The organism is Pseudooceanicola lipolyticus, assembly GCF_002786325.1.
Lineage (GTDB): Bacteria > Pseudomonadota > Alphaproteobacteria > Rhodobacterales > Rhodobacteraceae > Pseudooceanicola_C > Pseudooceanicola_C lipolyticus.
The window spans coordinates 1-16,444 of record NZ_PGTB01000006.1 but is presented as its reverse complement, the minus strand read 5'-3'; the positions used below and the strand labels follow the sequence as shown (position 1 = coordinate 16,444).

Genomic DNA, 16,444 nt, shown 5'->3' with positions numbered 1-16,444 from the left:
ACAAATGAAGAAATATTGGGTAATGTTCGATGCTTTTCTCGGTTTGCGACGGTGTATTCAAGAAGAAACGGGAGACTTTCGATGACCGACGACACATCGCACCTTCGCACGATCGAGCAGCGGCTTCTGTGGCTGTCGCATTGGATGATCCACAATGCCAACCATGTCCGGCCAAAGACGGACGACATCAAGGTCGGAGGACATCAGGCGTCCTCGGCTTCGATGGTGTCGATGATGACGGCGCTGTATTTCTCAGCCCTGCGCCCTGAAGACCGGGTGGCGGTGAAACCTCATGCCTCGCCGGTGTTTCATGCCATGCAGTATCTCATGGGGCATATCCCGCGCGAGAAGATGGAGAATTTTCGCGGCTTCGGAGGTGTGCAGTCCTATCCTTCGCGCACCAAGGACGTCGATGATGTCGATTTTTCCACCGGCTCGGTCGGGCTTGGTGTCGCGGTGACGTCGTTTGCGTCGATGGTGCAGGACTATATCCGGGCGAAACCATGGGGCGCGGAGGTGAAACCGGGCCGGATGATCGCGCTGATGGGCGATGCCGAGCTGGATGAAGGCAATATCTATGAATGTCTCCAAGAGGGCTGGAAACACGATCTGCGCAACGTGTGGTGGGTGATCGACTATAACCGGCAATCGCTCGACGGTGTGATCCGCGAGGGGCTGTGGCAGCGCATCGAGAAGATCTTCGACGCCTTCGGTTGGGACGTGGTGCGGGTCAAGTACGGGCGCCTTCAGCGCGCCGCCTTCGAGGAGCCGGGTGGCAAGGCGCTGCGCGACTGGATCGACGCCTGTCCAAACCCGGAATATTCCGCGCTGACCTACATGGGCGGGGCCGTGTGGCGGCAACGCCTTCTGGATGATCTGGGGGACCAGGGAGAGGTGAGCGCGCTCATCGATCGGCGCAGCGATGACGAGCTGGCCGAACTGATGGAGAATCTCGGTGGAAACTGCGTGGACACCATGGCCGAGACCTTTGCCGCGGTGCGGCACGACCGGCCAACCTGTTTCCTGGCCTATACGATCAAGGGCTGGGGCACCCCGATCGCGGGGCACAAGGACAACCACGGCGGATTGATGACCAAGGCGCAGATGGCCGACTGGCAGGCGCATATGGGCGTGCCGGAAGGCCAGGAATGGGAGCCGATGGCAGGGGTCGCGGACCCTGCGGCTCTGCGCGAATTCCTTGCGCGGGTTCCGTTCTTTGCCGAACATCCCCGGCGGTATTCGGATGCGCAGGTCGCCGTGCCCAATATCGAGATTGCGACGGACCGGGAGATTTCGACCCAGACCGCCTTTGGCAAGATTCTGGACAAGATCGCGCGCCAGGACAGCGCTCTGGCAGAGCGGATCGTAACCTCTTCGCCCGACGTGACCGGAACGACGAGCCTGGGCCCCTGGGTGAACCGGCGCAAGCTATTCGCCCGCGAAGCGATCGCCGATACGTTTAAGACGCACAGCATCCCCTCGACCGCGAAATGGGAATTCGCGCCGGACGGTCAGCATGTTGAACTGGGGATCGCCGAAATGAACCTGTTCCTGCTGCTCGCGGCGCAGGGGCTGTCGCACAGCCTCTGGGGCAAACGTCTGCTTCCCATCGGCACGGTTTACGATCCCTTCGTGCACCGGGGGCTCGATGCGCTGAACTATGCCTGTTACCAGGACGCACGCTTTATGATCGTCGGCACGCCCTCGGGCGCGACACTGGCGCCCGAGGGCGGGGCGCACCAGTCGGTCGGCACGCCGCTGACCGGCCTGGCGCAGGACGGTCTGGCGGCGTTCGAGCCGGCCTTTGCCGACGAACTGGCGGTGATCATGGAATGGGCCTTCGACTATATGCAGCGCGACGGCGATGGCGATCCGGACGAACGCACCTGGCTTCGGGATGAAACCGGGGGCGCGGTCTATCTCCGCCTGTCGACCAAGCCACTGGAACAGCCTGCGAAACGGGTCGATGACTCCTTCCGGCAGGGCGCCATCGATGGTGCCTACTGGTTGCGCAAACCAGGACCGAATTGCAGCGTCGTAATTGCCTATCAGGGCGCGGTTGCCGACGAGGCGATCGCCGCCGCCGGGATGATCGGCGAATACCGGCGCGATGTCGGTGTGCTCGCGGTCACCTCGGCCGACCGGCTCAACGCCGGTTGGACCGCAGCCCAGCGAGAGCGCAAGCGCGGCAATCCCGCCGCCCGGTCGCACGTCGAATGCCTGCTGCGACAGCTTCCGCCGCATTGCCATCTGGTCACGGTGATCGACGGCCACCCGGCGACACTGTCCTGGCTGGGCGCGGTCGGCGGGCATCGCACCAGCCCGCTGGGGGTCGAGCACTTCGGCCAGACCGGCACGATCGGCGATCTCTACCGCCACTATGGGATTGACGCGGCCTCGATCGCGGCGACGGTGGACGCGATGACCGACGGCGCAAACATCAGGCTCGCCGCGGCCGAGTAGGCCCGGCGCCGCAAGCGCCCGGGCCGCGGCAGGGCGGCCGGTTCTGCGGGGTGGCAGGTGCTGGGGCCCGCGGACCGGATCCGGGGGCATACAATCAATCGCGACGGGAGGAGACAGCGCAGTGATCGAGAAATTGCCCAATCTAACAATCGCCGATCCGGTGGGGCGGAACCGGCCGACATCCGATCAGATCGCCGCCTTTGCCGATACACCCACCGGCTTCGTCGCCGATGCCATGGACGGAGTTGGGGCGCTTGATTACCGCATTAAGCCCGTCCCGGGCACGCCTGACCGTTTTCATGGCCCCGCGCTGACCTGCTGGGTCGGACCGGCCGACATCCTCGGACTGCTGGCCAGCCTCGGCAAGGCCGAGCCCGGCGATGTGATCATGGCAGCAACCGAGGCGTGGACCGGTTGTGCGGTGCTGGGCGACCGGGTGGCCAGGATGGCGCAAATCGCTGGCGCCACGGCGATCGTCACTGACGGGCTGGTACGCGACCGGGCGGGCATTCGCGAGGTGGGGCTGCCGGTCTTTGCCGCCGGGGCTCATCCCAATTCGCCGCATTCGCACGGGCCAGGCAGCGTTGGACTGCCCATTCTGCTTGGGGGGGTGCCGGTGTCGACCGGCGATATCGTGGTTGGCGACGAGGATGGCGTTGTCGTCGTGCCCTTTGCCCGGATCGGCGAAGTCATCGCGCGTCTTGAAATCGTTCGGGAACTGGAACGCAAGCGCGACGATGACCTGTCGCGCCAGCGCAAATTGCCGGACCGGATCCAGGCGCTCATCGCCGAAGCTGAACTGAAAGGCGTCTGATCCCGCTGGCCCGGGCCGCAGAGTCTGGCCGTGCCCGCGCCATTTCGTTCGATAATCGAACGCGCTTACTAGAAGTTTGACAGCGGGTGTATGCGTGTCTCAAATCTGTCGACACGAGGGTCCTTTGGCCGTCGTGAATCGGAGGAACAAAGCGGTCGGCTCGGGAGGACGAGGCGCCGCAATTCGACAAACAATCAGTTGAGCTCGGGCAGATGGCCGGGCCGATTTCAGGCGAGACCGGGCGCGGTTTCGAACCGGATCGGTCTGTCTGGTCGATGGCCGGCAACGTAGAGGAAGACAGACCATGAAAGATCCAGCCACCTATCGTTCCGCGCGCTGGTACGCCTCGAACGAGATGCGCTCCTCGAACCATCGTTCGCGCTTCATGCAGATGGGCTACAGCCGGGAAGACTGGCATGGGCGCCCGGTCATCGCGATCATCAACACCTGGTCGGACATCAACCAGTGCCATTCCCATTTCAAGCACCGCGTCGAAGACGTGAAACGCGGTGTGTTTCAGGCCGGTGGCTTTCCTTTGGAACTGCCCGCGATCTCGCTGTCGGAGCCGATCGTGAAACCGACGACGATGCTCTACCGCAACCTTCTGGCGATCGAGACCGAGGAGCTGCTGCGCTCGCATCCCATCGATGGCGCGGTGCTGATGGGCGGGTGCGACAAGACCACCCCGGCGCTGATCATGGGGGCAACCTCGATGGGGCTGCCCTTTGTCTTTCTGCCAGCCGGGCCGATGCTGCGGGGCAATTACCGCGGCGAGCCTCTGGGGTCGGGAACGTCGTTCTGGAAGTACTGGGACGAGAAGCGCGCCGGCAATATCAGCGAGGAGGAATGGCAGGGGGTCGAGGCCGGCGTGGCGCGCTCCTATGGCCATTGCATGACGATGGGCACGGCCTCCACCATGGGCTCGATCGCAGAAGCGCTGGGTCTGACCCTGCCCAATGCCATCTCCATCCCGGCGGCCGATGCCAACCACATCCGGATGTCCGCGGCCTGTGGGCGGCGCATCGTCGAGATGGTGCGCGAGGATCTGACGCCCGACAAGATCCTGACCGCCGATGCCGTCTCCAACGCTGTCGTGGTCGCGATGGCGACCGGCTGTTCGACCAATGCGATCATCCATCTGATCGCCATGGCCCGGCGCGCCGGCGTCGAGCTGACGATGGACGATCTTGACAAGGCGGGGCGTGAAATCCCGGTGATCGCCAACATCATGCCGTCGGGAAAGAAATACATGATGGAGGACTTTTACTATGCCGGGGGGCTTCGGGCATTGATGAGCCGCATCACCGATCACCTCAAGCTCGATGCGCTGACTGTGTCTGGCAAGACGATGGGAGAGACGCTGGAAGGTGCCGAAGTGTTCAACGACGATGTGATCCGCAGCGTCGACACCGCGATCTATCCCGAAGGTTCGCTGGCCGTGTTGCGAGGGAACCTTGCGCCCGACGGATGTGTCATCAAGCCCGCCGCAATGGAGGAACGGCTGATGGTGCACGAAGGTCCGGCGCTGGTGTTCGACAGCTATCCGGAAATGCGCGCTTCGGTCTATGACGAGGATCTCGACGTGACCGCGGATCACGTGATGATCTTCCGCGGCGCGGGTCCGATCGGGGCGCCGGGCATGCCGGAATGGGGCATGCTGCCGATCCCCACCAAGCTGGTAAAGCAGGGTGTCCGCGACATGGTGAGGATTTCCGATGCCCGGATGTCGGGGACATCCTATGGCGCCTGTATCCTGCACGTGGCGCCCGAGGCGGCCATCGGCGGGCCGCTGGCGCTGGTAAAAACCGGGGACCGCATCCGCATCGACGTGCCCAATCGCAAGATCGAGATGCTGGTTTCCGACGCGGAACTGGAAAGGCGGCGCGCGGAATGGACACCGCCCGAGCCGAAGGCAACCCGGGGATACGACTGGATGTATGCGCAACACATCCAGCAGGCCGACAAGGGCTGTGACTTCGATTACCTGCAAACCGACTTCGGGCGCACCGCGCCGGAGCCGGAAATCTACTGACATCACCGGCGACAGAGCTTCGGCGCGCGCGGGACTCCTGAGGAAGTCCTGTCCCGTGCCGTGGCTCGGCCAAAGCCAACCCTTTCAATCGGGCACCGATGTGCCCGGCATCAGCGGAGGAGCCAAGACGATGAAATTGAAGACTTTCCTGGCGGGACTGGTCGCGACCATGATCGCCATTCCGGTGACAGCCGAAACAACGCTGCGGATCCAGACGGCGCAGAATTCCGGCGATTTCGTGCTGACCCGGCTGAACAAGATATGGGTGCCGAAGCTGAGCGCGATGAGCGGCGGCGCGCTAAGTGTCGAGCTGTTGCCCATCGGCGCGGTGGTGCCGCACCGGGAGACGCCGCAGGCGGTGTCGGCCGGCATTCTCGACGGCGAGTTCACCGTGTCGAACTATTTCGCTGGGACCGATCCAGCCTTTGCGATGTTCGGCGATCTGATCGCCGCCTACGATACGCCGGACCAGGCCCAGACCTTCTGCCGCAATCACCAAGGCCGCGACATCCTGCAATCGCTCTACGACAAGCATTTCGGGTCGAACCTGCATGTGGTCGGTTGCGGACCTTATTCGCGTGAAGCGCTCGTCGTGGCCAAGCCGATTCCGACCCTGGCCGACATGAAGGGGGTCAAGGTGCGCGCACCCGAGGGCTTGGCGGCCGAGATCTTCCGCGAGGTCGGAGCGACGCCCGTCTCGATCCCGTTCAGCGAAGTCTATACCGCACTGGAAACCGGACTGGTTGACGCGGCGGACGCCAGCGCCCTGGTCAACAACGAACAGCTCGGCTTCCACAAGATCGCGCCTTACCCGATCTACCCGGGCATCCACTCGCAGGCGATGGCGCATTTTGCCATGAACAAGTCGAAGTGGGAGAGCCTGAGCGAGCAGGAGCGGAGCATTCTGGAGGTGTGGTACAACGCGGCCTATGACGATCTGCGCCGAGCCGCCGATCTCGAGGACCGGGCCACCGCGGCCGACCTTGCGACCCGTGAAGGCGTGCAGGTGATCGACTGGTCGGCGGCCGACCGCCAGGCGTTCCGCGCGGCCGCCCGCAATGTGTGGGAGCGCGTGTCTCAACAGAGCGACGACGCCGCGATGGTATGGGCCGCCCAGCAGGATTACCTCCACAAGGCGGGCCTTCTGGACAACTGATCCTCAATCGCCGGGGCGGCTGACGCCCCGGCAAACTTCCCGGGTGTCAAAACATGAAGATCAGCCGCATCATCTCTCGCATGAGCCTGGCCATCGGCTATGCCTGCGCCCCCTTTTATTTCGTGGCCCTCCTGATCGCAGTACGCGAAGTGATCATGCGTTATTTTTTCAATGCCCCGTCGGACTGGGCCTTCGAAGTAACGCTGACCCTGTGCGCGATCGCCTGGGTGTTCTCCGTCGGCTATGTCGGGCAACAGAACCGGCATATCGCAATCACATTCGTGCGCGACTTCAGTCCGGCCCCGCGCCAGCGATGGCTGGACGTGGTCACGTTGACGCTGACCCTCATCGCTTTCATTGCCTTGGCCTACGCCACGTTCGGCCCGGGCCTTCACGCGTTGAAATCCGTTGAGCGGACCGGAAGCGCCTTTAATCCGCCCATGCCCGCGATCCTCAAGCCGGCGCTCTTTCTGGGGGCCTGCCTCGGAGCGCTGCAAAGCCTCGCCAACCTCATAGACACGCTGCGCAAAGACGAGACCCGGAAATGAGTATTGCAATCGTCACCCTTCTGATCGTCGGGGCGTTGTTGGTCCTGATGCTGCTGGGCACGCCGCTCGGTGTCGCGACCCTGCTGGTTTCAGTCGCCACATCCCTGATCTATTTCGGTGTGCCGGGTCTGTTCCTCATCTCCTCCAACGTTTTTCACGTTCTGGAAAACTACTCGTTGGTGGCGGTGCCACTGTTCGTTTTTATGGCGGGCATTCTGGAACGATCGGGGATCGCCGAGGATCTGTTCGACGCGATGGCGACATTGGGCGGCAACTTTCCCGGTTCTCTCGGGATCCAGACCTGCGTCGTCGCGGTGTTCCTGGCCGCGATGAGCGGGATCATGGGCGGCGAAATCGTGATGCTCGGCATGATCGCCCTGCCGCAGATGTTCCGGCTCGGATATGATCGCAAGATGTCGATCGGCATCATCTGCGCGGCGGGGGCGCTTGCAACGCTTATTCCCCCGAGCATCGTCATGATCATCTACGGCGTGACGGCGAATGTCTCGATATCCGACCTGTTCGTTGCGGGGATCGGGCCCGGGCTTCTGCTGGCGGGCATCTATATGATCTACATTTATACCCGTTGCCGCATCAATCCGGCCATGGCCCCGGCTGTCGTGCACGACGCGGCCGACACGGCGCCGCGCGGCCGGGCGATGCGCAAGCTGATCGCGCCGTTCTTCGTCATCGGCAGCGTGATGGGCACGATCTACTCGGGCATTGCCTCGGTGACCGAAGCGGCGGCCATCGGCGCCTGCGCGGCAGCGGTTGTCGCGGCGATGCGCAAGCGCCTGAGCTATCGCATGGTGCGGGACGTGTTCCGCCAGACCGTGCTGACTGTGGGGTCGGTGATCTGGCTGGTGCTGGGCGCGGTCAGCCTTGTTGGCATCTATAACATCATCGGCGGCAGCCGGTTCCTGCAGGGCATCCTGACCGGTCTCGACTGGCACCCGATCCTCATCATCATGCTGATGATGGCGATCGTCTTCCTGCTTGGCACCTTTATGGAGTGGATTGCCATCGTGTTCATCACCGTGCCGATCTTTGCCCCGGTGGTGGCCAGCTTCGGTTATGATCCGGTATGGTTTGGTGTGCTCTTCGCGATGAACATCCAGATTTACTATCTGTCTCCGCCGTTCGGACCGGCCTGCTTTTTCCTCAAAAGCGTCGCTCCCCCTGACGTGACGTTGCAGGAGATCTTTGCCTCGGTCTGGCCCTTTGTCCTGATGCAGATCGGCGGATTGCTTCTGGTCCTGTTTATCCCGCAGATTGCAACCACCTTGCCGGAGCTCCTTTTGAAATGACGCCTGATCCACAGCCCGACGAAGATCTCGGCCCGCGCGCTGGCCTGCTGGCCGACATCGCAGGCTACGCAGCGGTTGCCTTGGTGATCTTCCTGATGTTTGCCTTTTCCGGCGCATTGCGGTGAAGCCGGGGCGTTCCGTGTCCGAACCTGTCGTTTCATCGATTCCGGCGGATATCCTTGGCAGCGACAATCCCAAAGACTATTCGCTGACCCTGGCCAAGGGGTTGGCGATCCTCGAGTTGTTTTCGGAGGATGTAAAAGCCGTCACCCTGCAAGGCGTGGCCGATCACCTGTCGACAAGCCGTGCCACCGCGCGGCGGCTGATCATGACCCTGGAAATTGCCGGCTATGTCGAGAAGGGTCGGGACGGCTATACCCTGAGTTCCAAGTGCCTGGCGATTTCCCGGGCCTATCTGGGGATAAACAGCGTCCTGTCGATCCTGGGGGACATGGTGCGCGACCTGGCGGCCCGCCTGGAATGCCCGTGTTCCCTGGTCTCGCTCGACCGGAGCGATGTGATGTTCCTGTGCCGCGACCCCTCGCGCCGGGTCTATGCATCGCGATTGGCGCTTGGAGATCGCCTGCCGGCGCATGCCTCTGCCGGCGGCAAGCTGTTGCTGGCCAATCTTGCAGACGATGCGCTTCGGGCCTGGTTCGGCACTGTCACCGCGGCACCGCTGGCATCGCGTACCATCCAGTCCTACCCGGCCTTGCTGGCCGAGATTCGAAAGATCCGCAAACTGGGCTACGCCGTCACGGAGAGCGAGCTTGAAGAAGGGGTTCTGTCGCTTGCGGTTCCGGTCCGGGACAACAAGGGAACGACCACGATGGCACTCATCACCTCCAGCATGACGACACGGACATCATTGGCCGGGCTTATCGAGGCCAATCTTGAAACCATGAAAGCGGCTGCCGAGGACATGTCGCAGGCCTTTGGCGACTTCCTGCGCCACAACGCCTGACATTGATCCCAAGCTGATCCTCACCCATGGGGGGTGCGGGCGGCCCCGCGCAAGGCGCGATGTGCCGCGCTTGTGCGCGCCGAGGCGGGCAATCCTGGCCTAGAGGCTTTGCCTGACCCGGTCCCAGGTCCGCTTTAGATGTGTCGACATGGCCTCGCCCAGCCTTTGGCCATCGCGTTCTTTCAGGGCCTTAACCATTTCCTCGTGATCGGCCACCGCCCCGGCCCAGAAATCGGGCTTTTCGTTGCTGATATAGCGGATGCGCTTCAGCCGCGCCTGGATGTTGGCCTGCACCTCTTGCAGCGTTTCGTTTTTCGACAGTTCGGCCAGGCGGGAATGGAATTCCTGGTTCAGCTTGTAATAGGGCATGCGATCGCGGGCGCGATAGCACTCCATCATCCTTTCATGCACATCGACAAGCGCATCGATCTCTTCGGCGCTGGCCCGTTCGCAGGCCAACTCGCCAGCAAGCTTTTCGAGATTGGCAAGCACTTCCAGCATCGAGAAGACATCTTCCGGGGTCAGCTTGCGCACGATGCTGCCCTTAGATGGCCGCACGATCACCAGCCCCTCTGCGGCGAGGGTGCGCAGCGCTTCGCGAAAGGGGGTGCGCGACACGCCCAGTTCCTCGATCAGATGCGCCTCGTCGATCCGACTGCCCGGTTCCAGCGTGCCTTCGATAATCAGGTCACGAATCCGGCCGGCGACCTGGTCGTGTAGCGAGCGGTTGGTGATGGCAATGGAGGCTCCCATCGCTAAACCTCTGTTTTTATTTCATGTATTTTAACGCGTTTGCGCTGACGCAGAATATATACAAACAGCTTGCTCGTCCATACTTTATGCATGTATACATAATTCATTGCGCGGATATGCAAAATGCAGACCGCCCGGGAGAGGAGATTTTCAATGACAACCCTAAGAAATGGCGTGTCCGCCGGCCTGTTGGTCTGCGCGATGTCGGTGGCATCGGCGCCGGTGCTGGCTGACACCTACATCGTCGCGGTCGGTGCCGCGTCGAACAGCCTTCAGGGCCGCAGCGCCGCCAAGTTCGCCGAGGATCTGCAAGCCGAACTGGGCGATGCGCATACCGTCGAATTCTATGCCGACGGGCAGCTGGGCGATGAAAAGGAGCTGATGCAAAAGCTGCGGCTGGGCACGGTTCAGTTCACTTTGATCTCGTCGATCATGACCAACGTGGCGCCGGAATTCGCGCTGTTCGACATGCCGTTCCTGGTGCAGGACCGCACGCATCTGAAGGCGATCGATGCCGAGATCGTGCAGAACGAACTGGCGCCGAAAGCCGAAGAGGCCGGTCTCAAGGTGCTGTCGACCTGGGAAAACGGGTTCCGTCAGATCACCAACAACACCCGCCCGATCAACACACCGGAGGATCTGAAGGGGCTGAAGATCCGTACGCCGTCGTCGGAATGGCGGGTGTCGATGTTCAAGGAATGGGGTGCCAACCCGACTCCGATGTCCTTCTCGGAGGTGTTCGTCGCGTTGCAGACCGGCACCATGGACGGCCAGGAAAACCCGCTGACCAATATCACCGGCGCAAATTTCCAGGAAGTGCAGAAATATCTCAGCCTGACCGGCCACGTGTATTCCCCGACCTACCTGACCGCCGGGCTGGGCACGTGGAACGACCTGCCTGACGATGTGAAGGGTGCGGTCACAACCGTTGCCGCCTCGGTACAGGACTGGTCGCTGGCCCAGGGCGAAGCCGCCGACAATGACCTGGTCGACAAGGTCAAAGCCGCCGGGATGGAGATCAACCAGGCCGACAAGCAGGCCTTCATCGCGGCTTCGGCCCCGGTTTATGCCGCCTTTGCAAGCCAGATCGAGGGCGGTGACGCCCTGGTCAGCCGCGCGCAGGCGCTGGCCGACTGATCCGCAGGTCTTGGGCCGGCCGGGTTTTCCGGCCGGCCTTCTTCTGAATCGAAGGAATTAACGCGATGGTCGCGAAAATCGAAACCGCGCTTTTGTGGTTGATCGAGACGATCTGCCTTGCGCTGCTGATCGCGCTGGCGCTGGCGGTGATCTATTCGACGACGATGCGCTATCTTGGCGCGTCCCCGTCCTGGTACGATGAGATCGCCAGCGTTCTGTTGGCCTGGCTGACCTATTTCGGCGCCACATATGCGCTGTTTCTGCGTCACCACATGAGTTTTGGCGGCATCGTGACCGCGTTGCCCAGACGGGCCGCAATCGCGCTGGCGCTGTTTTCTGAATTCCTGGTGGTCGGCTTTTTTGCCGTTGTCGCCTGGTACGGCAACGCGGTGCTGGCCGTGGCGAAATGGGACTCGCTGCTCAGCATTCGCTGGATGACGCTGGACATCGTGCAGTCGGTGATCCCGATCACCGCCGTGCTGATGATCATCGGCACCTTCCTGACCATGCCGCGCGCGCTGAGAAACGCCGCCGCCGGGATCGATACCGACCACGCCGAAATCGAACAGGCCATCGCCGAGGCCGAGCGCGAAAACGCCCAGGCGTCTGAAAAGGACGACACCAAATGATCCTGCTGTTCACCACAGTTGCGCTGATCGCGCTGATCCTGATCAACGTGCCGATTGCCGTTGCCATTGGCATCGTCGCGCTTGGCGGGCTGGTCCTGACTCCGGGCGGCGCCACGCTGTATGACATGGCCATCGCGCTGTATTCCGGGGCAACCTCCTTCCCGCTGATCGCCATCCCGCTGTTCATCCTGGCGGGCAACCTGATGAACACCTCGGGCATCTCGGTCCGGCTGATCAACTTCGTCACCGCGCTGATCGGGTTTGTCCGCGGCGGTCTGGGAATGGTCAATATCGGGGTTTCGATGGTCTTTGCCGAGATCTCGGGCTCTGCCGTGGCCGATGTTGCCGCCACCGGTACGGTGCTGATCCCCGAGATGAAGAAACGCGGCTATTCCCGCACGCTGGCCGCGGCGATCACCTCGTCCTCGGCCTCGCTGGCCATCATCATTCCACCTTCGATCCCGATGATCCTGTACGGGGCTATCGCCGAAACCTCGGTGCTGAAACTCTTCGTGGCAGGGGTGGTGCCGGGGGTGATGGGCGGCGCGCTGCTGATGGCAGTCACTTATGTCCTCGCGCTGCGCTATGACCTGCCGCGCGCTGAAGGTTTTGACCTGTGCCACGTCTGGAAGTCGTTCAAAGAGGCGATCTGGGCGCTGGCCATGCCGGTGATCATTCTGGGCGGTATCTTTTCCGGGATCGTCACCGCCACCGAAGGCGCCGGGCTTGCGGTGCTGGCGGCGCTGGTCATCGGGCTGTTCATCTATCGTGACCTCGACGTGTCGCGCCTGCGCCGGGTGATGCTGGAAGGCATCAGCCAGACCGGCGTCGTGATGCTGCTGGTGGCAACTTCGGCGGCACTGGGTCTGTTCCTGACCCAGGCGCAGGTGCCGCAGCAGCTGGCGCAGCAGATCACCGAGCTGACGACCAATCCGCTGATCGTGCTGGCGCTGCTGAACCTGCTGCTGCTGGTGCTGGGCATGTTCCTGCACGGCGCGGCGGCGATCATTCTGGTGGTGCCGGTGGTGATGCCGCTGGTCAATGCCGTCGGGATCGACCCGATCCATTTCGGGATCATGGTGACGCTGAACCTGGCCATCGGCCAGCAGACGCCGCCGGTGGCCTCGGTGCTGATCACCTCCTGTTCCATCGCAAAGGCGGGAATCTGGGAAACCTCGCGCGCGAACCTGCCGTTCATCGGCGTGCTTGCCTTCATCCTCTTGCTGGTCACCTACGTGCCGCAGGTATCTCTCGCTCTTACGGGGTACATTCAATGACCGATCCGAAACCACGCATCGCCATCATTCCCGGCGACCCGTCCGGGATCGGGCCGGAACTGATCGCCAAGCTGCTGCACGAAGAGGGCGTGACCGAGGCCGCCGACATCCTGCTGATCGGCGACGACCATGTCTGGCAGCAGGGCGCCGACCAGGCCGGATTGCCCATCGCGCTGTCGCAGATCGATGAAGCCGCCATCGACAGCCAGACCGGGCTGGCCTGGCTGCCGATGCAGACGATCGAGCCCGACGCGGTGAAGATCGCCGAAGTCACCCAGGCCGGCGGCACCTGCAGCCTGCGCTGTCTGGACAAGGCGCTGGACCTGGCGATGGCCGACAAGGTCGACGGTGTGCTGTTCGGGCCGTTCAACAAGGCGGCGCTGACCAGCGCCGGCCTGAACGCCGAGGACGAACACCGCTATATGGCGCGCTATATCGGCTTCGACGGGTATCACAGCGAGATCAACGTGCTGGACGATCTGATGACCACCCGCGTCACCAGCCATATCGGCCTGCGCGACGTGGCCGAACGGATCACCCCCGAGGCGGTGGAACAGGCTATTGGCCTGGCCGAAGATACCTGCCGCCGCGCCGGAAAACAGCGGCCGCACATCGCCGTTGCCGCGCTCAACCCCCATGCGGGGGACAATGGCAAGTTCGGGCGCGAGGAAATCGACATTCTGCAACCGGTGATCGACGCGGCGCAGGCCAGCCAGAAACATGTCACCGGGCCCTGGCCCTCGGACACCGTGTTCCTGAAGGCCAAACAGGGCGAGGTCGACGCCATCGTCACCATGTATCACGACCAGGGCCAGATCGCGATCAAGCTGATGGGCTTCGACCGCGGCGTAACCGTGGCCGGCGGGCTGCCGGTGCCGGTGACCACGCCGGCCCACGGCACCGCCTTCGACATCGCCGGCCAGAACAAGGCCAATGTCGGCGCGACGCTCCAGGCCTTCAATCTTCTCGTCCGCATGGCACGCAACCACCGTGCCAGCCGCGCAGCCGCCTGACTAAGGAAACTCACATGACCAAGATCAAATCCGTGCGCACCCGTGTCTGGAACTGGACCGGGCCCACCGTGCCGCCCACCGGCAATTTCTGCACCAATGCCAGCGACGCGCTGTGGATGAAGGGCGATGCCATGGCCTCGTTCCGGTTCCATCAGTGGCTGACCTGCGAGGTCGAGACCGAGGACGGCACCATCGGCATCGGCAATGCCGCACTGGCCCCGACGGTGGTGAAACAGGCCATCGACGACTGGTACGCGCCGCTGGTGGTGGGCGAGGATCCGTTCGACTATGCCTATCTGTGGGAAAAGATGTACCGCCGCACCCATGCCTGGGGCCGCAAGGGCATCGGCATGACGGCGATTTCGGCCATCGACATCGCCATCTGGGACCTGATGGGCAAGCTGACCGGCAAGCCGGTGTTCAAGCTGCTGGGCGGGCGCACCAAGGAAAAGATCCCGGTCTATTACTCCAAGCTTTATGCCGGCCCGGTGGAGAGCATGCAGGCCGAGGCCGAGGAGGCGATGAAACACGGTTATACCGGCTTCAAGTCACGCTTCGGCTATGGGCCCAAGGACGGCATGGCGGGGATGCGCGAGAACCTGAAACGGGTCGAGGCGCTGCGCGAGGTGATCGGCTATGACAACGATCTCATGCTGGAATGCTACATGGGCTGGAATCTCGATTACGCCAAGCGGATGCTGCCCAAGCTGGCCAAGTATGAACCGCGCTGGCTGGAAGAGCCGGTGATCGCCGATGATGTCGCGGGTTATGCCGAGCTGAACGCGATGAACATCGTGCCGATCTCGGGCGGCGAGCATGAATTCTCGGTGATCGGCTGTGCCGAGCTGATCAACCGCAAGGCGGTCAGCGTGCTGCAATACGACACCAACCGGGTCGGCGGCATCACCGCGGCGCAGAAGATCAACGCCATTGCCGAGGCGGCGCAGATCCCGGTGATCCCCCATGCCGGGCAGATGCACAACTATCACCTGACCATGGCCAACACCAACTGCCCGATCAGCGAATATTTCCCGGTCTTCGATGTCGAGGTCGGCAACGAGCTGTTCTATTACATCTTCGAGGGCGACCCCGAGGCGGTGGACGGCTTCCTGCAGCTGGACGACGACAAACCGGGCCTGGGCATCACCATCTCCGACAAGCACCTCGCCAATTTCGAGATCGTCGAATGACCCGTTATTCCGGAATCTGGCCCGTCGCCCCGACGCCGTTTCATGATGACGGCACGCTGGACCTGGACGGGATGAAACGGGTGCTGGACTGCCTGATCGATCAGGGCGCCGACGGCATCTGCATTTTGGCGAATTTTTCCGAGCAGTTCCTGCTGTCCGACGCGGAACGCGAGGTGCTGACGCGGCTATGCCTGGAGCATGTCGCCGGCCGGGTGCCGGTGATCGTGACGATCAGCCATTTCGCCACCCCGATCGCGGTCGAGCGGGCACGTTTTGCCAAGTCGCTGGGCGCCGGCATGGTGATGATGATGCCGCCCTATCACGGCGCCCTGCTGAAGGGCACGGCCGAGCAGACCTTTGAGCAGTTCCGCGCGGTGGGCGAGGTCGGCATCCCGATCATGGTGCAGGATGCGCCGCTTTCCGGTGTCGACCTGCCGGTCTCGCTGCTGGTGCGGATGGCGCGCGAGATCGAAGAGGTGCGCTTGTTCAAGATCGAATGCCCGAAAGCCGCCAACAAGCTGCGCGCGCTGATCGCCGAGGGCGGCGACGCCATCGAAGGGCCGTTCGACGGCGAGGAGGGGATCACCCTGCTGGCGGATCTCGATGCCGGCGCCACCGGCTCGATGACCAGCGGGATGATCGTTGACCAGATCAAGCCGGTGATCGAAAAACACCATGCCGGTGATATCGCCGGCGCCACCGCCGCGTATGGCCGCGTCGCCATGGCGATCAACCACGAGAATCGGCAATGCGGCTGGCAGTCCTGCAAGGCCGCGATGGTCGAGGGCGGGGTGATCCGGTCCGAGTTCTGCCGCCACCCGATCCCGCCGCTGCATCCGACGATCCGCCAGCGGATGATCGACCTGCTGCAGCCGCTCGATCCGCTGGTTCTGAAATGGGGCCGCTAGGCCACACCAAGACTGGAGACGACATGACATTCACCCCCCATGGCAAGCACCTGATCGCCGGCGACTGGGTCGCGGGCGAAGCCACCTTTCCCTCGGAGCCGGCGGAGGGCCCGGCGCATGACTTTGCCGTCGGCACGCCGGCGATGGTCGACCGCGCCTGCGCGGCGGCCGAGGCGGCGTTCTGGCGCTATGGTTACAGCCCGCGCGCGGTGCGGGCCGAGTTCCTCGACGCCATCGCCGAAGAGATCGAGGC

The 16,444-nt window shown here is 63.1% G+C and carries 15 protein-coding genes and 1 pseudogene; 15 read left to right on the top strand and 1 reads right to left on the bottom strand.

Features of this window, described 5'->3' with window-relative positions; all coding sequences use genetic code 11:
• Positions 1–81: 81 nt before the first annotated feature.
• From CVM52_RS03995 to CVM52_RS03965, 8 genes are all read left to right on the top strand, one after another.
• On the top strand, positions 82–2,463 hold the full coding sequence (locus tag CVM52_RS03995) for a thiamine pyrophosphate-binding protein (RefSeq protein WP_100161312.1): 2,382 nt from the start codon (positions 82–84) through the stop codon (positions 2,461–2,463).
• A gap of 121 nt (positions 2,464–2,584) precedes the next feature.
• Positions 2,585–3,277 carry an RraA family protein gene (locus CVM52_RS03990; protein ID WP_100161311.1) on the top strand — a complete coding sequence of 231 codons (693 nt, stop codon included), beginning with the start codon at positions 2,585–2,587 and terminating at the stop codon, positions 3,275–3,277.
• Between the two features lie 304 nt (positions 3,278–3,581).
• Positions 3,582–5,309 carry an L-arabinonate dehydratase gene (gene araD / locus CVM52_RS03985; protein ID WP_100161310.1) on the top strand — a complete coding sequence of 576 codons (1,728 nt, stop codon included), beginning with the start codon at positions 3,582–3,584 and terminating at the stop codon, positions 5,307–5,309.
• Between the two features lie 55 nt (positions 5,310–5,364).
• A complete protein-coding gene (locus CVM52_RS03980; protein WP_172720901.1) occupies positions 5,365–6,465 on the top strand; it encodes a TRAP transporter substrate-binding protein in 1,101 nt (366 codons plus the stop codon).
• Positions 6,466–6,518: 53 nt separating this feature from the next.
• Positions 6,519–7,013, top strand: a complete 495-nt coding sequence (locus CVM52_RS03975; protein ID WP_100161308.1) for a TRAP transporter small permease subunit — start codon at positions 6,519–6,521, stop codon at positions 7,011–7,013.
• Positions 7,010–8,320 carry a TRAP transporter large permease gene (locus CVM52_RS03970; protein WP_100161307.1) on the top strand — a complete coding sequence of 437 codons (1,311 nt, stop codon included), beginning with the start codon at positions 7,010–7,012 and terminating at the stop codon, positions 8,318–8,320. The genes CVM52_RS03975 and CVM52_RS03970 overlap by 4 nt, the downstream gene beginning before the upstream one ends.
• On the top strand, positions 8,317–8,445 hold the full coding sequence (locus CVM52_RS27945; protein ID WP_276308628.1) for a hypothetical protein: 129 nt from the start codon (positions 8,317–8,319) through the stop codon (positions 8,443–8,445). The genes CVM52_RS03970 and CVM52_RS27945 overlap by 4 nt, the downstream gene beginning before the upstream one ends.
• A gap of 14 nt (positions 8,446–8,459) precedes the next feature.
• On the top strand, positions 8,460–9,284 hold the full coding sequence (locus CVM52_RS03965) for an IclR family transcriptional regulator (protein ID WP_133119780.1): 825 nt from the start codon (positions 8,460–8,462) through the stop codon (positions 9,282–9,284).
• Between the two features lie 99 nt (positions 9,285–9,383).
• Here CVM52_RS03965 and CVM52_RS03960 read toward each other — a convergent pair whose 3' ends face one another.
• On the bottom strand, positions 9,384–10,037 hold the full coding sequence (locus CVM52_RS03960) for a GntR family transcriptional regulator (protein ID WP_100161305.1): 654 nt from the start codon (positions 10,035–10,037) through the stop codon (positions 9,384–9,386).
• A gap of 153 nt (positions 10,038–10,190) precedes the next feature.
• Between CVM52_RS03960 and CVM52_RS03955 the strand changes: the two genes are divergently transcribed.
• The 7 genes and pseudogenes from CVM52_RS03955 to CVM52_RS03925 form a co-directional block, all read left to right on the top strand.
• The gene (locus CVM52_RS03955; protein ID WP_100161304.1) at positions 10,191–11,174 is read left to right on the top strand and encodes a TRAP transporter substrate-binding protein; all 984 of its coding nucleotides are present in this window, start codon (positions 10,191–10,193) and stop codon (positions 11,172–11,174) included.
• Between the two features lie 65 nt (positions 11,175–11,239).
• A complete protein-coding gene (locus CVM52_RS03950; RefSeq protein ID WP_100161303.1) occupies positions 11,240–11,803 on the top strand; it encodes a TRAP transporter small permease in 564 nt (187 codons plus the stop codon).
• Complete coding sequence (locus tag CVM52_RS03945; protein ID WP_100161302.1) at positions 11,800–13,080, top strand: TRAP transporter large permease; 1,281 nt, start codon at positions 11,800–11,802, stop codon at positions 13,078–13,080. Before CVM52_RS03950 ends, CVM52_RS03945 begins: the two co-directional genes overlap by 4 nt.
• Positions 13,077–14,093: a 4-hydroxythreonine-4-phosphate dehydrogenase PdxA gene (locus CVM52_RS03940; RefSeq protein ID WP_100161301.1), complete on the top strand. Its 1,017-nt coding sequence runs from the start codon at positions 13,077–13,079 to the stop codon at positions 14,091–14,093. The genes CVM52_RS03945 and CVM52_RS03940 overlap by 4 nt, the downstream gene beginning before the upstream one ends.
• A gap of 14 nt (positions 14,094–14,107) precedes the next feature.
• Complete coding sequence (locus CVM52_RS03935; protein ID WP_100161300.1) at positions 14,108–15,283, top strand: L-rhamnonate dehydratase; 1,176 nt, start codon at positions 14,108–14,110, stop codon at positions 15,281–15,283.
• Positions 15,280–16,191 carry a dihydrodipicolinate synthase family protein gene (locus CVM52_RS03930; RefSeq protein WP_100161299.1) on the top strand — a complete coding sequence of 304 codons (912 nt, stop codon included), beginning with the start codon at positions 15,280–15,282 and terminating at the stop codon, positions 16,189–16,191. The genes CVM52_RS03935 and CVM52_RS03930 overlap by 4 nt, the downstream gene beginning before the upstream one ends.
• A gap of 23 nt (positions 16,192–16,214) precedes the next feature.
• Positions 16,215–16,444 (top strand): annotated as a pseudogene (locus CVM52_RS03925) (aldehyde dehydrogenase (NADP(+))); the annotation flags it as partial.

Coding starts and splice junctions, on each gene's coding strand:
- CVM52_RS03995 (WP_100161312.1), top strand. CDS start 82: ATGACCGACGACACATCGCACCTTCGCACGATCGAGCAGCGGCTTCTG.
- araD (WP_100161310.1), top strand. CDS start 3,582: ATGAAAGATCCAGCCACCTATCGTTCCGCGCGCTGGTACGCCTCGAAC.
- CVM52_RS03975 (WP_100161308.1), top strand. CDS start 6,519: ATGAAGATCAGCCGCATCATCTCTCGCATGAGCCTGGCCATCGGCTAT.
- CVM52_RS03970 (WP_100161307.1), top strand. CDS start 7,010: ATGAGTATTGCAATCGTCACCCTTCTGATCGTCGGGGCGTTGTTGGTC.
- CVM52_RS27945 (WP_276308628.1), top strand. CDS start 8,317: ATGACGCCTGATCCACAGCCCGACGAAGATCTCGGCCCGCGCGCTGGC.
- CVM52_RS03960 (WP_100161305.1), bottom strand. CDS start 10,037: ATGGGAGCCTCCATTGCCATCACCAACCGCTCGCTACACGACCAGGTC.
- CVM52_RS03955 (WP_100161304.1), top strand. CDS start 10,191: ATGACAACCCTAAGAAATGGCGTGTCCGCCGGCCTGTTGGTCTGCGCG.
- CVM52_RS03950 (WP_100161303.1), top strand. CDS start 11,240: ATGGTCGCGAAAATCGAAACCGCGCTTTTGTGGTTGATCGAGACGATC.
- CVM52_RS03945 (WP_100161302.1), top strand. CDS start 11,800: ATGATCCTGCTGTTCACCACAGTTGCGCTGATCGCGCTGATCCTGATC.
- CVM52_RS03940 (WP_100161301.1), top strand. CDS start 13,077: ATGACCGATCCGAAACCACGCATCGCCATCATTCCCGGCGACCCGTCC.
- CVM52_RS03935 (WP_100161300.1), top strand. CDS start 14,108: ATGACCAAGATCAAATCCGTGCGCACCCGTGTCTGGAACTGGACCGGG.
- CVM52_RS03930 (WP_100161299.1), top strand. CDS start 15,280: ATGACCCGTTATTCCGGAATCTGGCCCGTCGCCCCGACGCCGTTTCAT.